The sequence below is a fragment of the Xenorhabdus sp. PB61.4 genome (genome assembly GCF_963894935.1).
Classification (GTDB): Bacteria; Pseudomonadota; Gammaproteobacteria; order Enterobacterales; family Enterobacteriaceae; genus Xenorhabdus; species Xenorhabdus stockiae.
On the sequence record NZ_CAWQJR010000224.1, the window covers coordinates 1 to 17,344 of the forward strand.

The following is a 17,344-nucleotide window of genomic DNA, read 5'->3' on the forward strand; positions in this document are numbered from 1 at the left end:
AATCTTGATGTGACATAGCCTTTATTCCTTTATTTCTCTCAGTTTGGCGACTTAAAGTTATAAAGGAGCGGCTATGTCATTTCAACTCATCATAAAAGTCGAGCATCGCGTTAGGTTTAGTAATTGTTTATAGAAACTTAAGACCAGATGAAAACATAGAAAGTGGCTTATCAGCTAAAATTCCAGGGAGAGATATGACCGCTGCAGGACATGTTAGAAATGGTAGTAACCCTAATTTTAAAGGTTCACAATATATATCTACGACTACTGATTGGAAAGTTATAGAGAAATATCGTGAACCAGGTCAGACCACAGTGCAATTTGATACTAAAGATGTAATACCCGATACAAAAGGTAATCAGAGTATTATCGATGTATCGACCCCAGAAAAAGCAGCAAGTGCAGGGCTAAAAGGCCCAGCAGCAAATTATGCCACATCTTCTAAAGAAATTTTAATAGAAGGTCAGATCCCTTCAGATAAAATAACCAAATGTGGGTGACGATATGACATCAATGAATGAAGATATAGCTCAAAACATAGTATTTGATAAATTATTAGGTGAAAATTCTATACCTGTAAGGCTAAGAACAAAGAATTCGTTTTCTATGGATGAAATAAAAATACTTTATCACGCCTTAGATTTTTTAATTGATTTCTATCATGACAAAACTGAAATACCTAAAAAACTAGCCCTTGCTTTCGTGGATGTGTATGGTGCATTTTCGTTTAGAGAGGGAATGTATGATGAAGAAATGCTAAATGAGCTTGAAGATATAGGAATCGAGTTACAGGATAAAGCTATTCAACTCCTATCTTGATTTGATTAAGAGGTAATCATATTCACCCAAGTTGTCGAAGAAAAGTGTCAATCTTATTTAGCATGGGACAAAAAGGCTGGAAAGATCCATTTTGCTCTTCCGGCCTTTTTATTATTACTCTACGTGTACAGAGTTTTAAGAATTAAAGCTCTCAAAGAGTGCATTTAATTGGGTTTATTTGGGATCTTTTACTTATAAATTTTTATCACTCTGTCTTATCCTCAAACTCACACAGATCTTCAATAATACAAGATCCACAGCGTGGTTTACGGGCAATGCAAGTATAGCGGCCGTGTAAAATCAGCCAGTGATGACAGTCAACCTTGAACTCATCGGGGACGACTTTCAGCAGTTTCTTTTCCACTTCATCAACGTTTTTCCCCGGTGCAAACTGCGTCCGGTTGCTGACGCGGAAAATATGGGTATCAACCGCAATAGTCGGCCAGCCAAACGCAGTATTCAGCACAACGTTGGCTGTTTTACGGCCCACGCCCGGTAATGCCTCCAGTGCTGCGCGATCTTCCGGCACTTCGCCTTGATGCTTTTCCAGCAGAATCCGGCAGGTTTTAATCACGTTCTCGGCTTTGGTGTTATATAGCCCGATAGTTTTTATATACTCTTTTAAGCCATCAACGCCTAAATCAAGAATAGTTTGTGGCGTATTAGCAACCGGATACAGTTTTGCTGTTGCCTTATTCACGCTGACATCAGTCGCCTGAGCAGACAGCAATACCGAAATCAATAATTCAAACGGTGAATTGAAAACCAGTTCAGTGGTTGGTGTTGGGTTGTTATCCCGTAAGCGGGTCAGAATTTCGACCCGTTTTTGTCTATTCATGCGTGATTACACCTTTAGCCTTTTGTGATATTGCTGCCACAACCTTTATCCATTTCATAGTGACGTGTTTTGCTCTCTGAACGGTTTCTGAGGCGTTCATCAATAATGTATTTCCCCGCCAGCATTAATCCTAATCCGATAAAGGCTCCCGGTGGCAGGATAGCGAGCAGGAATGGGGAATCCATATGAATAATTTCAATCCGCAGGACTTTAGCCCAGCTTCCTAATAACAAATCCGCACCATCAAACAGGGTGCCATTGCCCAGAATTTCACGCATCGCACCCAGTACGAACAGGGCAAACGTTGCTCCGAGTCCCATAGCAATGCCATCAATCGCTGAGTGATAGATAGAATTTTTTGATGCATAGGCTTCTGCACGGCCGATAACGATACAGTTAGTCACAATCAACGGAATAAAAATGCCCAGTGATTCATATAACCCGAATGCAAAGGCATTGATTAACATCTGAACGGCACTGACGACAGAGGCAATGATCATCACATAAATCGGAATACGGATTTCATGGGGAACCCAGCGGCGCAGGGCGGATACGGCAATATTGGTACTCAGCAGCACCAGTGTTGTTGCCAGCCCCAAACCCAATGCGTTGGTGGCAGTAGAAGAGACGGCTAAAAGGGGGCAAAGCCCCAGAAGCTGTACTAATGCAGAGTTGTTCTTCCATAACCCCTGAAAAAATAGGTTCTTGGTTTCACTCATTTATTTGGCTCCACATGTCGGTAATGAAGAGAGTTGTGTCGGAATAGTTTCCATATAGATTGCCGTGCGTTTAACGGCGTTGACCACGGCACGTGGGGTAATAGTTGCTCCGGTAAACTGATCAAATTCTCCGCCGTCTTTTTTCACCGCCCAGTGCGGATCGCTTGGTGAGGTAATTTTTTTGCCGGAAAACGCATAAATCCAATTGGAGATACGGGTATCAATTTTATCCCCTAATCCCGGTGTTTCATGGTGTTCCGTCACACGAACACCAAACACCTTGCCGGAAAAGTCAGCCCCGACCAACAATTGGATTGCGCCGGAATAACCATCTGGTGCAGTGCTTTCCAGTGCTGCCGCAACAGGAATTCCATTTTTACGGGCGAGATAGAGGCGATGAGGTTGTTGGCTGCCCAGAGCATCCGCTGTTACCAGATAACATTCATTCGGCATATCGTTATCATATAGAGCGGGTGGAACAACCTGATCCAGTAATATTTTATGCTGTAATGCAGCCTGCTCGGCAATCCTGTCCTTTGTTAAGGAATAGACAACCGCTGTTAACCCTGTCGTGCAGGCGGCAAAAATAGCGAGAGTAATACCGTGACGTCGCATAGTTTCTAACATAGTCACTCCCTTATTTATGACCGTAAGCGCGAGGCTGAGTGTAATTGTCGATCAGAGGTACACAGATGTTTGCCAGTAAAACAGCGAAAGCGACTGCATCCGGGTAACCACCATAAACTCGGATAATCCAAATCAGTAAACCAATAATGGCACCGTAAATCAGGCGGCCTTTCGGTGTTGTTGAGGCGCTGACCGGATCGGTTGCGATAAAAAACGCACCTAACATAGTTGCTCCGGAAAAGAGCTGTAATAAAGGCGGTGAGTAACGACCGGGATCAATCAGCCAGCTAATCAGGGCACAGCTTCCCAGTACCAGAATAAATGCGGTTGGAATATGCCAGCTAATGATTTTGCGGTTCAGCATAATTAATCCGCCAAACAGGTAAGCCACATTGATCCACTGCCAGCCAATGCCTGCCAGAGTCCCTTGCAAGATGGGCTGTTGTAATACTTCACTTATATCATGTGTCAGTCTTCCGGTTTTGAAGCTGTCTAGCGGCGTAGCCTGACTTAATCCATCAATGCCCTGTAAAAGTTGTAACAAAGTCGAGCCGTCAGGTGTATGGCCTGTGAAAATGACCATCAGACACTCCCAGGGCGTCAAAGTAACGGCCTGTAAGGAAGCGGGGGGCATCCAGCTGGTCATTTGTACCGGAAATGAGATAAGCAGAACCACATAACCAACCATCGCCGGATTAAATGGGTTTTGTCCCAGACCGCCATAAAGATGCTTGGCAATGATAATGGCGGAGAAAGTACCCAGAATGATGAGCCACCACGGTGCCAGCGGTGGCAGGCTGATCCCAAGCAGCAATCCGGTGACTAAGGCAGAGTTATCTTTCAGGTAGGGAATAACCAGCTGTTTTTTTAATGTGATAGCAGCGGACTCTGCCAACAGAGCGGTAATAACTGCCAATAAGATCTGGATTAGTGTTCCATAACCAAAGAAGTAAGTTTGTAGTGCGATACCGGGTATGGCAGCAAAAACCACCCATAACATAATTTGGCTGGTATTTTTTTTACTGTGTGTAAAAGGCGAACTGGCGACTTTTAACAGGTTATTGTCAGTGTTGACTGGCCTAAATTTCATCGATAAATGTCACTATTCTGTTAGAGTTTCTTGTTTTTCCTGAGCGGCTTTTTTCGCTTTGGCACGCGCAATGGCTGCTGCGACAGCGGCTTTACGCGGATCCGCTTCTTCCGAAACCACCGGCTGAACTTCTGGTGTGGGTGCCGATTCAGGCTGAGCCTGAGCGGCTTTTTTCGCTTTGGCACGGGCAATGGCGGCTGCGACAGCGGCTTTACGCGGGTCCGCTTCTTCCGAAAGCGCAGGCTGAACTTCTGGCACAGGTGCTGGTTCAGGCTGAGCCTGAGCGGCTTTTTTCGCTTTAGCACGGGCAATGGCGGCTGCGACAGCGGCTTTACGTGGATCTGCTTCTTCCGAAACTACCGGCTGAACTTCTGGTGTGGGTGCCGATTCAGGCTGAGCCTGAGCGGCTTTTTTCGCTTTAGCACGGGCAATGGCGGCTGCAAGAGCCGCTTTACGCGGATCGGCTTCTTCCGAAACCACCGGCTGAACTTCTGGTGCGAGTGCCGATTCAGGCTGATCCGGAGCCGCTTTTTTCGCTTTAGCGCGGGCAATGGCGGCTGCAAGAACCGCTTTACGAGGATCTTCTTCGTTTTCTACAGCGTCTGCGGTTGCTGTAGTTGCATTCGCTGTCTGTTTTTCAGCCTGGCGAGCGCGTAATTGTTCTTTTCTTGCCTTACGTGCTGCAATTGCTGCCGCATTATCAGGTAACTGACCGGCTTGTACGGTGATTTCCTCTCCCGCAGAGGATTGTTTTTCTTTCACGCGAGCCAGTGCGGCCTGTACAGCACTTGTATCCTGATTGCCTACCTGAACGGCAGCTTTTTTATGACGTTCTTCACGCGCCAGTTTTTCCCGCTCCATACGGGCCTGTTTGGCTTCAAACCTCAGTTTAGCTTCGGCAGCCCGGCGGGTTTCAGCATCAATGGCGCGTATTTCGGCTTTTTCTTGTCGGTAGTATTGAACAAGCGGGATATTACTAGGACAGACATAAGCACAGGCCCCACACTCAATACAGTCAAATAAGTTATGGTTTTTGGCTTTTTCGTGTTCCTGGCCCCGGCTAAACCAGTAAAGCTGTTGAGGCAATAACCCGGCAGGGCAGGCCTCAACACATAAACCACAACGGATGCAGGCTTCCTCCGCAGTTTTTGGCTCCATTTCCTGTACAGAGGGCGCAAGTATACAGTTGCTGATTTTGACGATGGGGACACTCAAGTCAGGCAGGGTAAAACCCATTAACGGGCCACCCATGACGACCATCTGCTCTGATTGAGGAATAAACCCGGCCTGTTGTAGCAGAAATTGAACAGGTGTTCCTAAACGTGCCCAGAAATTGCCGGGTGAAGCAACAGCTTCTCCTGTCAGGGTAACAACGCGCTCAATCAATGGTTCCCCATCAATAATAGCCCGTTTGATAGCCACCACAGTACCAACGTTCTGCATCAGGGTACCAATATCAGAAGAACGGCCACCAGATGGGACTTCTTTGCCTGTCAGTATCTTGGTTAGCTGCTTTGCACCGCCGGAAGGGTATTTTGTCGGAATGACACGCACGGCAATCGATTTATCACCTTGCAGGGCAAGATTCAGAGCGCTGATCGCCTCTGGTTTGTTATCTTCAATACCAATCAGAACCTGCTTCGGATTAAGCAGATGCATCAGAATGCGGATGCCTTCAATGATCTCGCTGGCATGTTCCTGCATCAGACGATCATCTGCGGTGATATAAGGTTCACATTCGGCTGCATTGATGATCAATGTGTTGATGTAGTTCCCGCCACCTTTCAATTTTGCTGCTGTCGGAAACCCTGCTCCGCCAAGGCCAGCAATACCTGATGCATGAATACGTTGTAGTAAAGTATCAGCATCAAGGGATGTGTAATCTAAGGTTTTAACTTGTTCGCACCATTGATCTTGACCATCCGGCAGCAAACGGACGCACAACTCTTTCAGGCCCGATGGGTGAGCTGTAACGCAGGGTTCAATGGCTGTGATCGTACCGGAAGTTGAAGCATGAACAGGGACGGTTCTACCAGAACCCTGTGTCAGTGGCTGGCCTTTCAATACCTTATCTCCGGCTTTCACCAGCAACTCTCCCTCCGGGCCAATATGCTGCTGGAGGGGAATAATTAATTCTTCTGGTAACGGAGCATAGCGTAATGGTGTCCGGCTGGATTGCAGTTTCATTTCCGGTGGATGAATGCCACCATCAAAATCCCATATTTTGTTTTTGTTGGTAAGCAAATTGAATGGGTTAAACATTGGCTTTAACCTCAACAGGCTTAACAGATGACATAAACAAAGAATTTGGTTCAGCAGGAATATTTTTGACCGGAATGGCATTCAAATCCCATTTCCAGTTGGATGTGGTAGTGGCAACAGGGATCATTGTGATGCAATCGGTCGGGCATGGGGCGACACATAAGTCACAGCCAGTACAGAGATCTTCAACTACGGTATGCATTGCGCGGTTTGCACCGATAATTGCATCAACAGGACAGGCCTGAATACATTTTGTGCAGCCTATACAATTTTCTTCATCAATAAAAGCAACTTTTCTGGCCGGATTTTGTATGCTTTCATCGCCATCCAGCGGTTGCGGATCAACGCCGAGCAATTCAGACATTTTGAGCATCACTTGCTCTCCGCCCGGAGCGCATTTGTTGATCATCTCTCCATTGTTGATAACCGCCTCGGCATAAGGTCGGCAGCCCGGATAGCCACATTGCCCACACTGGCTTTGTGGCAATAGATTATCAACTTTTTCAACTATTGGGTCTTCTTCCACTTTAAAACGGCGAGCAGCAAAACCCAGAATTAATCCGAAAATTAACCCGAGTACACTGAGTACGCCGACAGCAATCCATAAAGATATCATCAGAATTTCACCAAACCACTAAAGCCCATAAATGCAAGGGACATTAACCCCGCAGTGACAAGCCCTATCGATGAACCACGAAAAGGGGCAGGTATACTGGCAACAGCCAGACGTTCACGAATGGCTGCAAATAGCACCATGACAAGCGAAAATCCGGCCGCAGCGCCGAAACCATATACAGCAGACTGTAAAAAGTTATGCGATTGATTGACATTCAGCAGAGCTACGCCGAGTACAGCACAGTTTGTTGTTATCAGAGGCAGGAAAATGCCTAATAAACGGTAAAGTGAGGGGCTGGTTTTACGGACGGCTAACTCAGTGAACTGAACGACAACAGCAATTACAAGAATGAAACTTAATGTGCGTAAATAAACCAAATCTAATGAAATAAGAATATAAGTATTTACCAGCCATGAACTGATGGAAGCAAGCGTCAGGACAAATGTGGTTGCCATTCCCATCCCAATAGCGGTTTCAAGTTTTTTTGAAACACCCATAAACGGACATAGGCCCAAAAACTTCACTAAAACGAAGTTATTGACCAGAACCGTGCCAATAAATAACAGAAGGTATTCAGTCATTGCTATACCTGAAAATAAGATTATTTGATGAAAATAATATAGTCGTGAAAGTGACAGAAACTCCCCACGTTGCGGTGAGGCAAGTGGGGCAATGATAACAACCAATTGTGGGGGATGTTATCGATCTTGTGTGAAAGTCATTTTCACCCGATAAGAGCGCTTAATATAAGGAACAAAAACAGCAGCAGCTAATAGTGACCAAAGTAATGAGCTGACTGCAAGTTCATCTGAAATGGGGGAGAATGCAAAAGCTTTGACAGCAATAAGTACTGAAAGTGTCAGCCAGATGATAAAAATACGCGGGAACCGTTTTGAACGAATAAAAAGCAATTTTAATACCCAAAGCGTAAAACACCACATAATAGCCGTGGTTAATACGGATATATACCATTGGACTGCGAAATCGCCACCTATTCGATGAATTAACGTACTTTGATAGGAATAGGTTATTCCATATAACACTAACATTGTACTGGCAGCAATAAATGTCATGACTAAATAAGCAGCAGGGGCTAATAGCCAACCATTAATACGGTAATAATCATTGGATTGATACATACAAAACATTCTCTCCATGATGGGTATTCAAATATAAAAAAGATAGTAACACAGGAAGTAGGATTATTTGCTAATGAGTCACCGCAAGTGATATTTTCTTATCCTTTTTGTAAATGTTGAGAGGTCATTATGAGTCATCTTCTGAAAGTTGGTCTGGTTGGATATGGCTATGCCAGTAAAACGTTTCATGCGCCATTAATTGCGGGAACGCCGAATGTGGAATTAGTTGCTATTTCCAGCAGTGATGCAGAGAAAGTCAAAAAAGACTGGCCGGACATTCATGTTGCTTCTTCTCCAGAAGCATTATTTAACGATCCTGACATTGATCTTATTGTGATCCCAACGCCTAACGATACACATTTCCCATTAGCACAAAAAGCGCTGGCTGCCGGAAAGCATGTTGTGGTCGATAAGCCTTTCACGATTACGGTTGCAGAAGCCGAAGCCCTCAAAAAACAGGCAGAAGAGGCTAATTTACTACTATCGGTATTTCATAATCGTCGCTGGGATTCGGGTTTTCTGACAGTTCAGTCACTACTGAAAGACAATGTGTTGGGTGAATTAAAGTATTATGAATCTCATTTTGACCGTTATCGTCCGGCTGTACGTCAACGCTGGAGAGAGGCGGCAGGTGCAGGCAGCGGGATTTGGTATGATTTAGGCCCTCATTTATTGGATCAGGCGGTGCAGCTTTTTGGCAAACCTCAGGCCATTACAACCGATTTGGGCATAATACGTCCAAATGCTGAAACTGCTGATTACTTCCATGCTCAGCTAAAATACCCTACGCTGAAAGTTGTATTACATGCATCAATGCTTGTTGCCGCAGAATCTCCTATTTATACCTTACATGGTATGTCTGGCAGTTACGTAAAATATGGTTTAGATACACAGGAAGATTGTCTGAAGGCCGGGGAAAGCCTGACACAAGAAAATTGGGGATATGATGCGCGTGAGGGTCATGTGACAGTGTCACAAAATGATAATCTGATTACACAGACTGTTCCTAATTTACCGGGTAATTATGGCGCGTATTATGCTGCTGTCCGTGATGCTATTTTGGCGGGAAAACCGAATCCTGTGACGGCGGAGGAAGCTATCCTGATTATGAAACTGATTGAAGCAGGTGAAAAATCAGCGAAAGAGCAACGCACAGTCGTTATCGATTGACTGATTTAGTGATGGAGTAATCCTGAGGCAAGAGGAAGGGTACTGATGAATTGGTTGCAAAAATTAAAAATAGATCCTTTTCTGTTAACACTGCTTACAGTGGTCATGATTGCATCGTTTTTTCCCTGTGAAGGGGAAGTGAAAACGTGGTTCCAGTACCTGACTACAGCAGCCATTGCACTGTTATTTTTTATGCATGGAGCCAAACTTTCGCGTGATGCCATTCTGGCAGGAATAGGGCACTGGCGTTTGCATCTGGTTATCTTTCTGAGCACGTTTGTTTTGTTTCCTGTACTGGGTATGGGGTTACATTTCATTGTGCCGGAATGGATGTCGCCGTCTGTTTACATGGGTTTTCTGTATCTTTGCGCATTACCAGCCACGGTGCAGTCAGCCATCGCTTTTACCTCTGTTGCCAAAGGCAATGTTGCCGCAGCGATATGCAGTGCTTCTGCTTCCAGCTTACTGGGAATATTTCTCTCACCTCTACTTGTCGGTTACCTTATCCAGACGCATGATGGTGGAAGCCATCCTGATACATGGCAGGCGATAAAAGATATTATCCTGCAATTGATGGTGCCTTTTATTGTTGGCCATCTGTCACGTCCATTAATTGCTAATTGGGTCGAAAAGCATAAAAAACTGGTTAATATCACCGATCGGTCATCTATTTTGCTGGTGGTTTATGTTGCATTCAGCGAAGCCGTTGTCGAAGGAATCTGGCATAAAATTGATGCTTACTCACTGATAATGATCGGTATTGTCTGCTGTGTTCTGCTTGCTGTGGTATTAACCATCAATGTATACAGCTCACGCTTACTGGGGTTCAGTAAAGAAGATGAGATCACAATCGTTTTTTGTGGTTCGAAGAAAAGTCTTGCCAATGGTGTACCGATGGCAAATGTGCTATTTCCGGCCGCAATGGTGGGCATTATGCTGTTGCCACTGATGATATTCCATCAAATCCAGCTGATGGTTTGTGCTGTACTCGCCAATCGATATGCCAGACGTTCAAAAAAGGTCTAATTGTTCAAAAAAGGCAGAGTAACTTCTGCCTTTATACTCGCATATCCTCAGTTTGATATAGGATTAAATCGCTGTTAACGGTTTGCGACTTTCATTCTTAATGTCTGTTTCTCCGCTTCGCTGAGGAATGCGGTTTCCAGACCATTTATCTGTGCCAGTCGGATTTGCTCTGGGGACAAGCCTGCGGCAGGGGCGGCAACATGGTACTCATGACGAATTTCAATTCCTTCAACAGCCGGATCATCAGTATTGATAGATGCCAGAATGCCATGTTCAAGGAACTTTTTCAGTGGGTGAGCGGATAAAGCGCTGACAGTGCTGGTTTGCAGGTTTGATGTCAGGCAGGATTCAATACCAATACGGTGCTCTGCCAAATAATCCATCAGTGCCGGATCGGTAATGGCTTTAACACCATGACCAATTCGGGTTGCTCCCAGTTCACGAATCGCGTGCCAGATACTTTCTGCACCTGCAGCTTCTCCGGCGTGTACGCTGATATTCCAGCCTGCATCACGGGCCTGAATAAAGTGTTGTTCAAATAAATGCCCGGGGAAACCCAGCTCATCACCCGCCAAATCCATTGCAGTAATATGTTGCTTATGAGCGAGCAGACCGGCTAACTCCTCAGAACAGGCTTTTTCTCCGAACGTTCTGCTCAGAATACCAATCAGACGGATTTGGATATCGTGCTGCTTGCTGGCGGAATGAATGCCATCGATGACGGCTTCCACGACTCCTTCAACAGGGAGCTGGTGTTTCATTGCCATATAGTAAGGAGAGAAACGCAGCTCAGCATAATCCAGACCGGCATTAACGGCATCTTCGACGTTTTCTACAGCAACGCGGCGGCAGGCATCCAAATCAGCCAGTACAGTAACGCCCCAGTCAAGTTTTTGCAGGAAACTGACGAGATCTGGCTCACTTTCAATGATCTGAACATGAGGACGCAGAGCTTCCAGCTCATAGGCAGGAAGAATGATATTGTGTTGACGACCAAGATCGAGAATTGTTTCGGGACGAATGTTACCGTCAAGGTGGCGGTGTAAATCGGTCAGCGGAAGCTGTGTATCAATCATTTTTTATCCTTTTTGTTTTATAAAGTTATCATAAAAAGTATACAAAAAAGCCAGTCAACGCATTGACTGGCAATGAAAGTACTATCTATCGATTTTTTTTACGATGTTTGCGCTGTTTAGGCTTCTCCAGCCTCAGCATGTACTTTCTTATAGAGAACCTTGATAGGGTTTTGTGTTACTCAGCAGCAGGAAGATTAGCTTCACCATCATGCTGATTTTGCTCATCGGCACCATCATAGGAGTCGATCAGATTATGATCAAGCAGGAATTGATGCAGGTCGAACTCTTCACCGTTAAATTTGACCTTGTCATCGGCATAATTGAGATTCATGTCAATGGAGTCATCAGTATGGGTAAATAAGTTAAGTGCCGTAGCTTGTGCTTCAATCATTTGCACAACACTTTTTCCGGTAGCATCGGCTGCTTCCCTGTTTTCACCCCTGACCATCGCAGACAGAGCGATGGATTCTGTCAGCATTGGTTTTGATAGCTTAATGTCAAGTGAGAAGTTTTTGATCAGACTACGAATGATTTCTTCTTGATTACTATTTTGTAGCTTACTGAAATCGTCAGGAAGGTTATTCAGAGTCGTTGTGAAGTTAGCTGTACTTTCGCCTTTGCTATTTTTGAAGCTAAGCGTTTCGAGGGTGAATGTTGGATTATGTTTCAGCAACGCGGGTAGGTTTTCCATCAGCGCAGCATCTGTAATCTGAGAATATTTTTCTATATCAAAAGAATTAATTGTTTTGAAGAGAGCTTCATAAGTTGCCCGGTCTACCTTACTGTAGGCTTGATTATCAAGATGGTACATGCCTAACACAAATTTGGCTGAACCAAAATCCTGGTTTTTAACTTTGATGCCATCAACGGTAAGAGAATATTTTCCATCCAGATTGTTCTTTTCACCTTCAGTAAAGGTAGAAAAAGATTTGATACCGTTAATGGACATCATATCTTCACCAAATCCACTCAGGCTCACTTCGTCTATGTTTGATGAAGTGTCACCGAGATAGATACCAGATTGATTTTTTTTGCTATTAAATGAAAAACTTAAATTTTTCATTTTAAATTCGGTGTCTTGCTGAGCAGGCTGAACAAATTTTATTTCATCGCTTTTTCCTGTGGATGTAATTTCACTGAAATCCTTATTAGTATCTATGGTTACATTTGCTCCTGAAATGACCCAGTGGAGGCCTTTTTCAGTGGTGTAATCAACAGGAATGATATTGATACCAAAAGATAAATTCCCATCATACGCGACACTGGTATCTACATTAAGTAAGGATTTATTTTTGGTGATTTCAAATAGTTCTTTCAGTAATTCACCGTCTTTTAGCTCGGAATGGATTAATGCTAATTTAGGGCCAAATTTAAATTTAGCAATATCGGAAAGAGGGAAAGGCCCATGCTCAATATTGGATGCGATAACAATACCGTCTTTCTTATCAAGTTTGCTAGTAAGAGCAAGTTGGACATCCGTGCTAAAGATGCCGCGTTTCACATCTTTTTTCTGCAATTCTAATCCAAGATCTGGCATCTTTTCGGCCAGTTTCGTATTTGCTTTTTGGAGTGCTGCATCCATACGCGCTTCAACCTGCTTCCCTGTGTACCAGGACGCGCCTGTCCATGCTGCACCTAAAGCAACAATAACACCTACAGCTACTAGCGATTTTTTCATGTGGGAATTCCATCCTTTTTTGCGCATACGGCATTATTGCCATATGCGATATGTCTTTGTGTAAAAAATAGTTGTTAATTGTATAGATTAACTAGAGAACTTTTAATCACTTTTCAATAAAAGTGTGATTAACTACTGATGGGTTATTTTGTAACTAGATGAATCATAATTATTTATTAGATACTAAGGCAAATTTCCCGTTACCATAAATAGTTACATTTTTCTCTGCCGCGGCTAAGAAGATGGATTCACTAGCATATAGTTTCAGTTCCTGCTCAGCAGACTTGATTGTTATCTGACCACCAGAACAAAAGAGAACCGATGCGGAATCATTTTCCAGCGTTATCGGCTGCCCTGAAACAGCATAAATAGAAAAATGAAAATCGTTGACTGGAACAGAATAATTCAGAGCTTCTTTTTCTTGTGTTGGGATAGTTAACAAGGTAGCAGCGGGTTTAGAGGTAAATTCCAGATTTGCCATCAATTCAGGAACATCGATATGTTTGCTGGTTAAGCCGGCGCGAAGGACATTATCTGAATTTGCCATAACTTCCAATGCAACGCCTTCAAGATAAGCATGAGGAGTGCGGGCATAGAGAAACATGGCCTGACCCGGTTGTAATTCCACAATATTGAGCAGGAGAGGAGTAAACAGACCATTATCGTCGGGATAAAATTCTGTCATTTTTTTAATCGTCTCCCATGGCTCTCCCTGACGGCTATTCAATGCCGATTTCAATACCGCAAGCGCTAAACTTTTCTGTTTACCCTGCATATTTAGTAACTGAGCAAAAAGGAACGATAAACCCTGCTCGGTAGGGTGTTGAATAAATGGCTGAATATCAGGGTGTGCGTTCGAGACATAGCTCAGTAGCTCAGTTATTTCTGATAAAGGCCGGAAAGCGTTCATCGCTTTGAATGGGGTCAGCGCATACACTAATTCAGGCTTATGGTTATCATCTTTATAATTACGCTGGGGTGAATTCAGAGGAATACCCGCAGCATTTTCTCTGGCAAAACCTTTTTCTGCCGATAATTTATCCGGATGCACCTGAATAGAAAGTGGCTGAGCTGCGCACAAGACTTTAAATAAAAAAGGTAGCCGCCCGAACTGCATGGCGACTTTTTTACCCAGATATTTTTCCGGGTCCTGAGCGATAAGCTGATTCAGGGCAATAGACTGGCCCGTTTCAGGATCAGCTACCTGAGAACTGCATTTGGGATGTGCGCCCATCCATAGCTCTGCCATAGGCTGATTATCCGGATTCGCGATACCATAAATATCGGTCAGTGCGGTTGTACTTCCCCAATCATAATGTTGGATTTGGTTGGTCATTTTCAGCATGGCGGGTTTCCTGTAATAAAAAAACTTATTTATACAACAACTTTATATGACAACAATACAATAAACACGATTAGGTCGCATTATCGATAATAAATTTATGGCATTATAAAGAGATGCCGATTAATTTATCTGCACTGTTGGGTGAGTTAAAAACAGTTGGATCCGGCGTATTCAATTATTCTGTGTGCTAAGGAGATAGTAATGGCAGCCACTCGCATTGAAAAAGACTCAATGGGACCTATCGAAGTACCTGCTGACCAATTATGGGGAGCGCAAACTCAGCGCTCACTGGAGCATTTCCGCATTTCTCAGGAAAAAATGCCTGTTGCATTGATTCATGCTCTTGCGTTAACCAAGCAGGCCGCGGCCAGTGTTAATATGGATCTGGGCCTTTTACCTAAGGAACGCGGTGATGCAATTATCGCTGCGGCGAAAGAGGTGTTGGAAGATAAACACCCGACAGAATTCCCTCTCGCTATCTGGCAAACGGGTTCTGGCACTCAAAGTAACATGAACATGAATGAAGTGCTGGCGAACCGTGGTAGTGAGATCCTTGGTGGTCAAAGAGGTAATGAACGCCTGATCCACCCTAATGATGATGTTAATAAGAGCCAAAGCTCTAATGACGTCTTCCCGACAGCAATGCATGTTGCGGCAGTTATCGCATTACGTGAGCATCTGTTACCTGAGTTGAATGTTCTGCAAAAAACGCTGGCAGATAAAGCAGAAGCGTTTAGAGATATCGTAAAAATTGGCCGTACTCACCTACAGGATGCAACACCACTGACTTTAGGTCAGGAAATTTCAGGTTGGGCAGCAATGCTGGCTCATAACCTGAAACACATCGAAAACAGCATCCCCCATGTTTGTGAACTGGCGCTGGGCGGAACAGCAGTTGGTACAGGTCTGAATACTCACCCTGAATATGCCGTTCGTGTTGCGAAAAAAATCGCTGAATTATCCGGTCAGCCTTTCATCACTTCACCAAACAAATTTGAAGCATTAGGCACTTGTGATGCACTGGTTCATTCCCATGGTGCACTGAAAGGTCTGGCTTCATCATTAATGAAAATTGCCAACGATGTTCGCTGGTTGGCTTCCGGCCCTCGCTGTGGTATCGGTGAAATTTCTATCCCTGAAAATGAGCCGGGTAGCTCCATTATGCCGGGTAAAGTAAACCCGACTCAGTGTGAAGCTATGACTATGTTGTGCGCGCAGGTTATGGGTAACGATGTGGCTGTCAATATTGGTGGTGCGTCCGGTAACTTTGAGCTGAACGTATTCCGTCCAATGGTAATTCATAACTTCTTGCAGTCCGTTCGTCTGTTGGCTGATGGCATGCGTAGCTTCAATGAGCATTGTGCTATTGGAATTGAGCCTAATCGTGATCGCATTACTCAATTGTTGAATGAATCGCTGATGCTGGTAACTGCTCTGAATACCCATATTGGTTATGACAAAGCAGCAGAAATTGCTAAAAAAGCACATAAAGAAGGTCTGACTCTGAAACAATCAGCAATGCAGTTGGGTTACCTGACTGAAGCTGAATTTGACGCTTGGGTTCGTCCGGAAGATATGGTTGGCAGTATGAAGTAACTCTTGCCTATTAATGGCTGATGTGGAACCGGAGGTTTTTCCTCCGGTTTTTTGTTTTATATTTCCCGATAAAGATGTAAACGAGGGATTATCAGCTCAAGCGGCTTAGCTTTGGGTTTGTGGCGGTATTTGATTGTATTGGCGTTATAATTTGGCAGTGAACCTACTTTGGGGGTTACTCCACTCTCTTTTGTATAGAAAGCGATGATGGGGAGAGGGCAGGCATATTGAACCTGTTTTTGTATTTCTGAATACCAGACTCGTGCAATAGGCTGTACTTTTACTGGTCGTTTAATTTTCAAAACTACATCATCAGGCAACTTCTTAATATCGGTGATTTCCAATGCGACCAACGCAGTCCACTGATCGCTGGAGTAGGGTGGGACTGCACGACCAGAATTATAACTCTTTTCCAGCCTTTCCAGAATTTGTTGCTTTGTCACTTTATTAATGATGTTTTTATTGGCCCAGCCAAAGTTGATAGTATCCGGATCTACGAGTGGGGTAATCGTTCGATAGGCATTTAAGGTAATTAAACCGCGTAAATGATCATGAACGAATTCAAACCGCTGTTCTTTGCTGACGCCTGACTCTTTAGTTACTATATTTTCCAGTTCTGTTTTTAACTCGTTAACATCATCAATAATGCTCATGGCCGCTTTATATTGCTGCTGGCTGACAGAAAAACATAATGCTCCCGGTAATCGGCTTGCGGCTTTGCTGCTGATATTGGGATGATTATGATGTATGAATAACTTCTGATAAAACCGTAAACCTAAGTTAAGGGCATCTTCACCCTGTAGAGGAGAGACTTCAATTTCAGTAATCTGTTCATGTTCATCGCCTTTTTCAATTTGTGGCAATTGGAATACCTGGGCATCAATAAGGGGATATTTCATCAACAGTTCAGCCAATTCAGCTAATTTTTTTTCCTGTTTTTTAAAGCAAGAAGTAAGTGACTCTATTGAAAGGTATTTATTCATATTCGAACGCTTACACTCATATTCTAGTGGATCTTCTCATATTTAGTTACAACATACTAATTAAAGCATAAAAAATCCAGTGCAACTATCCAGAACAAAAGAAAATAAAGCCAAATAGGGAAGTTCATGGCAAATTATCTTTTAAATTGGTTATTGCCAATTATTTCTACATTATGATAAAAGCTAAATGTGTGATTACTTCGCTATGCTATTGGGAGAGTTTTTTGAAATCGGTTGGGATAAAGCACTCTTCATTTTTCAAAGCGTATGAGAAAAATTTTTATTTTTTATGGATGTTATTCCGGGGTGGTTTGATATGAATAAATTAATTAAGCCAGTGAATTCTTTTAATAAAATTAT

17 protein-coding genes are annotated in these 17,344 nt (G+C 43.7%); 5 read left to right on the plus strand and 12 right to left on the minus strand.

Translation table 11 applies throughout. The features are described 5' to 3' along the window. Nucleotides 1-194: 194 nt before the first annotated feature. Nucleotides 195-500 carry a hypothetical protein gene (locus tag AACX68_RS19720; protein ID WP_228860252.1) on the plus strand — a complete coding sequence of 102 codons (306 nt, stop codon included), beginning with the start codon at nt 195-197 and terminating at the stop codon, nt 498-500. Nucleotides 501-504: 4 nt separating this feature from the next. Then, nucleotides 505-819, plus strand: a complete 315-nt coding sequence (locus AACX68_RS19725) for a hypothetical protein (RefSeq protein WP_228860253.1) — start codon at nt 505-507, stop codon at nt 817-819. Between the two features lie 205 nt (nt 820-1,024). Here AACX68_RS19725 and nth read toward each other — a convergent pair whose 3' ends face one another. The 8 genes from nth to AACX68_RS19765 form a co-directional block, all read right to left on the minus strand. Beyond that, complete coding sequence (nth, locus tag AACX68_RS19730) at nt 1,025-1,657, minus strand: endonuclease III (protein ID WP_228860254.1); 633 nt, start codon at nt 1,655-1,657, stop codon at nt 1,025-1,027. 14 nt (nt 1,658-1,671) lie between these two features. Next, nucleotides 1,672-2,376 (minus strand): electron transport complex subunit E, encoded by a 705-nt coding sequence (locus tag AACX68_RS19735; RefSeq protein ID WP_228860255.1) that lies wholly within the window; start codon nt 2,374-2,376, stop codon nt 1,672-1,674. Next, nucleotides 2,377-3,003, minus strand: coding sequence for an electron transport complex subunit RsxG (gene rsxG, locus AACX68_RS19740; protein WP_099124935.1), 627 nt, complete (start codon nt 3,001-3,003; stop codon nt 2,377-2,379). Between the two features lie 10 nt (nt 3,004-3,013). After that, nucleotides 3,014-4,093 carry an electron transport complex subunit RsxD gene (gene rsxD, locus AACX68_RS19745; protein WP_228860256.1) on the minus strand — a complete coding sequence of 360 codons (1,080 nt, stop codon included), beginning with the start codon at nt 4,091-4,093 and terminating at the stop codon, nt 3,014-3,016. A 12-nt stretch (nt 4,094-4,105) separates the two neighbouring features. Beyond that, the gene (gene rsxC / locus AACX68_RS19750; RefSeq protein ID WP_228860257.1) at nt 4,106-6,355 is read right to left on the minus strand and encodes an electron transport complex subunit RsxC; all 2,250 of its coding nucleotides are present in this window, start codon (nt 6,353-6,355) and stop codon (nt 4,106-4,108) included. Next, the gene (rsxB, locus tag AACX68_RS19755) at nt 6,348-6,971 is read right to left on the minus strand and encodes an electron transport complex subunit RsxB (protein ID WP_228860258.1); all 624 of its coding nucleotides are present in this window, start codon (nt 6,969-6,971) and stop codon (nt 6,348-6,350) included. Before rsxB ends, rsxC begins: the two co-directional genes overlap by 8 nt. Further along, nucleotides 6,971-7,552 (minus strand): electron transport complex subunit RsxA, encoded by a 582-nt coding sequence (gene rsxA, locus AACX68_RS19760; RefSeq protein WP_228860259.1) that lies wholly within the window; start codon nt 7,550-7,552, stop codon nt 6,971-6,973. Before rsxA ends, rsxB begins: the two co-directional genes overlap by 1 nt. A gap of 117 nt (nt 7,553-7,669) precedes the next feature. Further along, the gene (locus AACX68_RS19765; protein ID WP_099111458.1) at nt 7,670-8,110 is read right to left on the minus strand and encodes a DUF2569 domain-containing protein; all 441 of its coding nucleotides are present in this window, start codon (nt 8,108-8,110) and stop codon (nt 7,670-7,672) included. A gap of 129 nt (nt 8,111-8,239) precedes the next feature. On the opposite strand from AACX68_RS19765, the gene AACX68_RS19770 reads away from it, so the two are divergent. Together AACX68_RS19770 and AACX68_RS19775 are read left to right on the plus strand one after the other, a co-directional pair. Next, entirely contained in the window at nt 8,240-9,280 is a 1,041-nt protein-coding gene (locus tag AACX68_RS19770) for an oxidoreductase (protein ID WP_228860260.1), read from the plus strand. Between the two features lie 45 nt (nt 9,281-9,325). Further along, nucleotides 9,326-10,306, plus strand: a complete 981-nt coding sequence (locus tag AACX68_RS19775; protein ID WP_228860261.1) for a bile acid:sodium symporter family protein — start codon at nt 9,326-9,328, stop codon at nt 10,304-10,306. 74 nt (nt 10,307-10,380) lie between these two features. On the opposite strand, the gene add is transcribed toward AACX68_RS19775, so the two are convergent. From add to manA, 3 genes are all read right to left on the minus strand, one after another. After that, nucleotides 10,381-11,382: an adenosine deaminase gene (add, locus tag AACX68_RS19780; RefSeq protein ID WP_228860262.1), complete on the minus strand. Its 1,002-nt coding sequence runs from the start codon at nt 11,380-11,382 to the stop codon at nt 10,381-10,383. Nucleotides 11,383-11,557: 175 nt separating this feature from the next. Further along, entirely contained in the window at nt 11,558-13,060 is a 1,503-nt protein-coding gene (locus tag AACX68_RS19785) for a YdgA family protein (protein WP_228860263.1), read from the minus strand. Between the two features lie 169 nt (nt 13,061-13,229). Next, nucleotides 13,230-14,405, minus strand: a complete 1,176-nt coding sequence (gene manA / locus AACX68_RS19790) for a mannose-6-phosphate isomerase (RefSeq protein ID WP_228860264.1) — start codon at nt 14,403-14,405, stop codon at nt 13,230-13,232. A 201-nt stretch (nt 14,406-14,606) separates the two neighbouring features. On the opposite strand from manA, the gene fumC reads away from it, so the two are divergent. Next, entirely contained in the window at nt 14,607-16,001 is a 1,395-nt protein-coding gene (gene fumC / locus AACX68_RS19795) for a class II fumarate hydratase (protein WP_228860265.1), read from the plus strand. A 56-nt stretch (nt 16,002-16,057) separates the two neighbouring features. On the opposite strand, the gene tus is transcribed toward fumC, so the two are convergent. Beyond that, nucleotides 16,058-16,984 carry a DNA replication terminus site-binding protein gene (tus, locus tag AACX68_RS19800; protein ID WP_228860266.1) on the minus strand — a complete coding sequence of 309 codons (927 nt, stop codon included), beginning with the start codon at nt 16,982-16,984 and terminating at the stop codon, nt 16,058-16,060. Nucleotides 16,985-17,344: the final 360 nt, after the last annotated feature.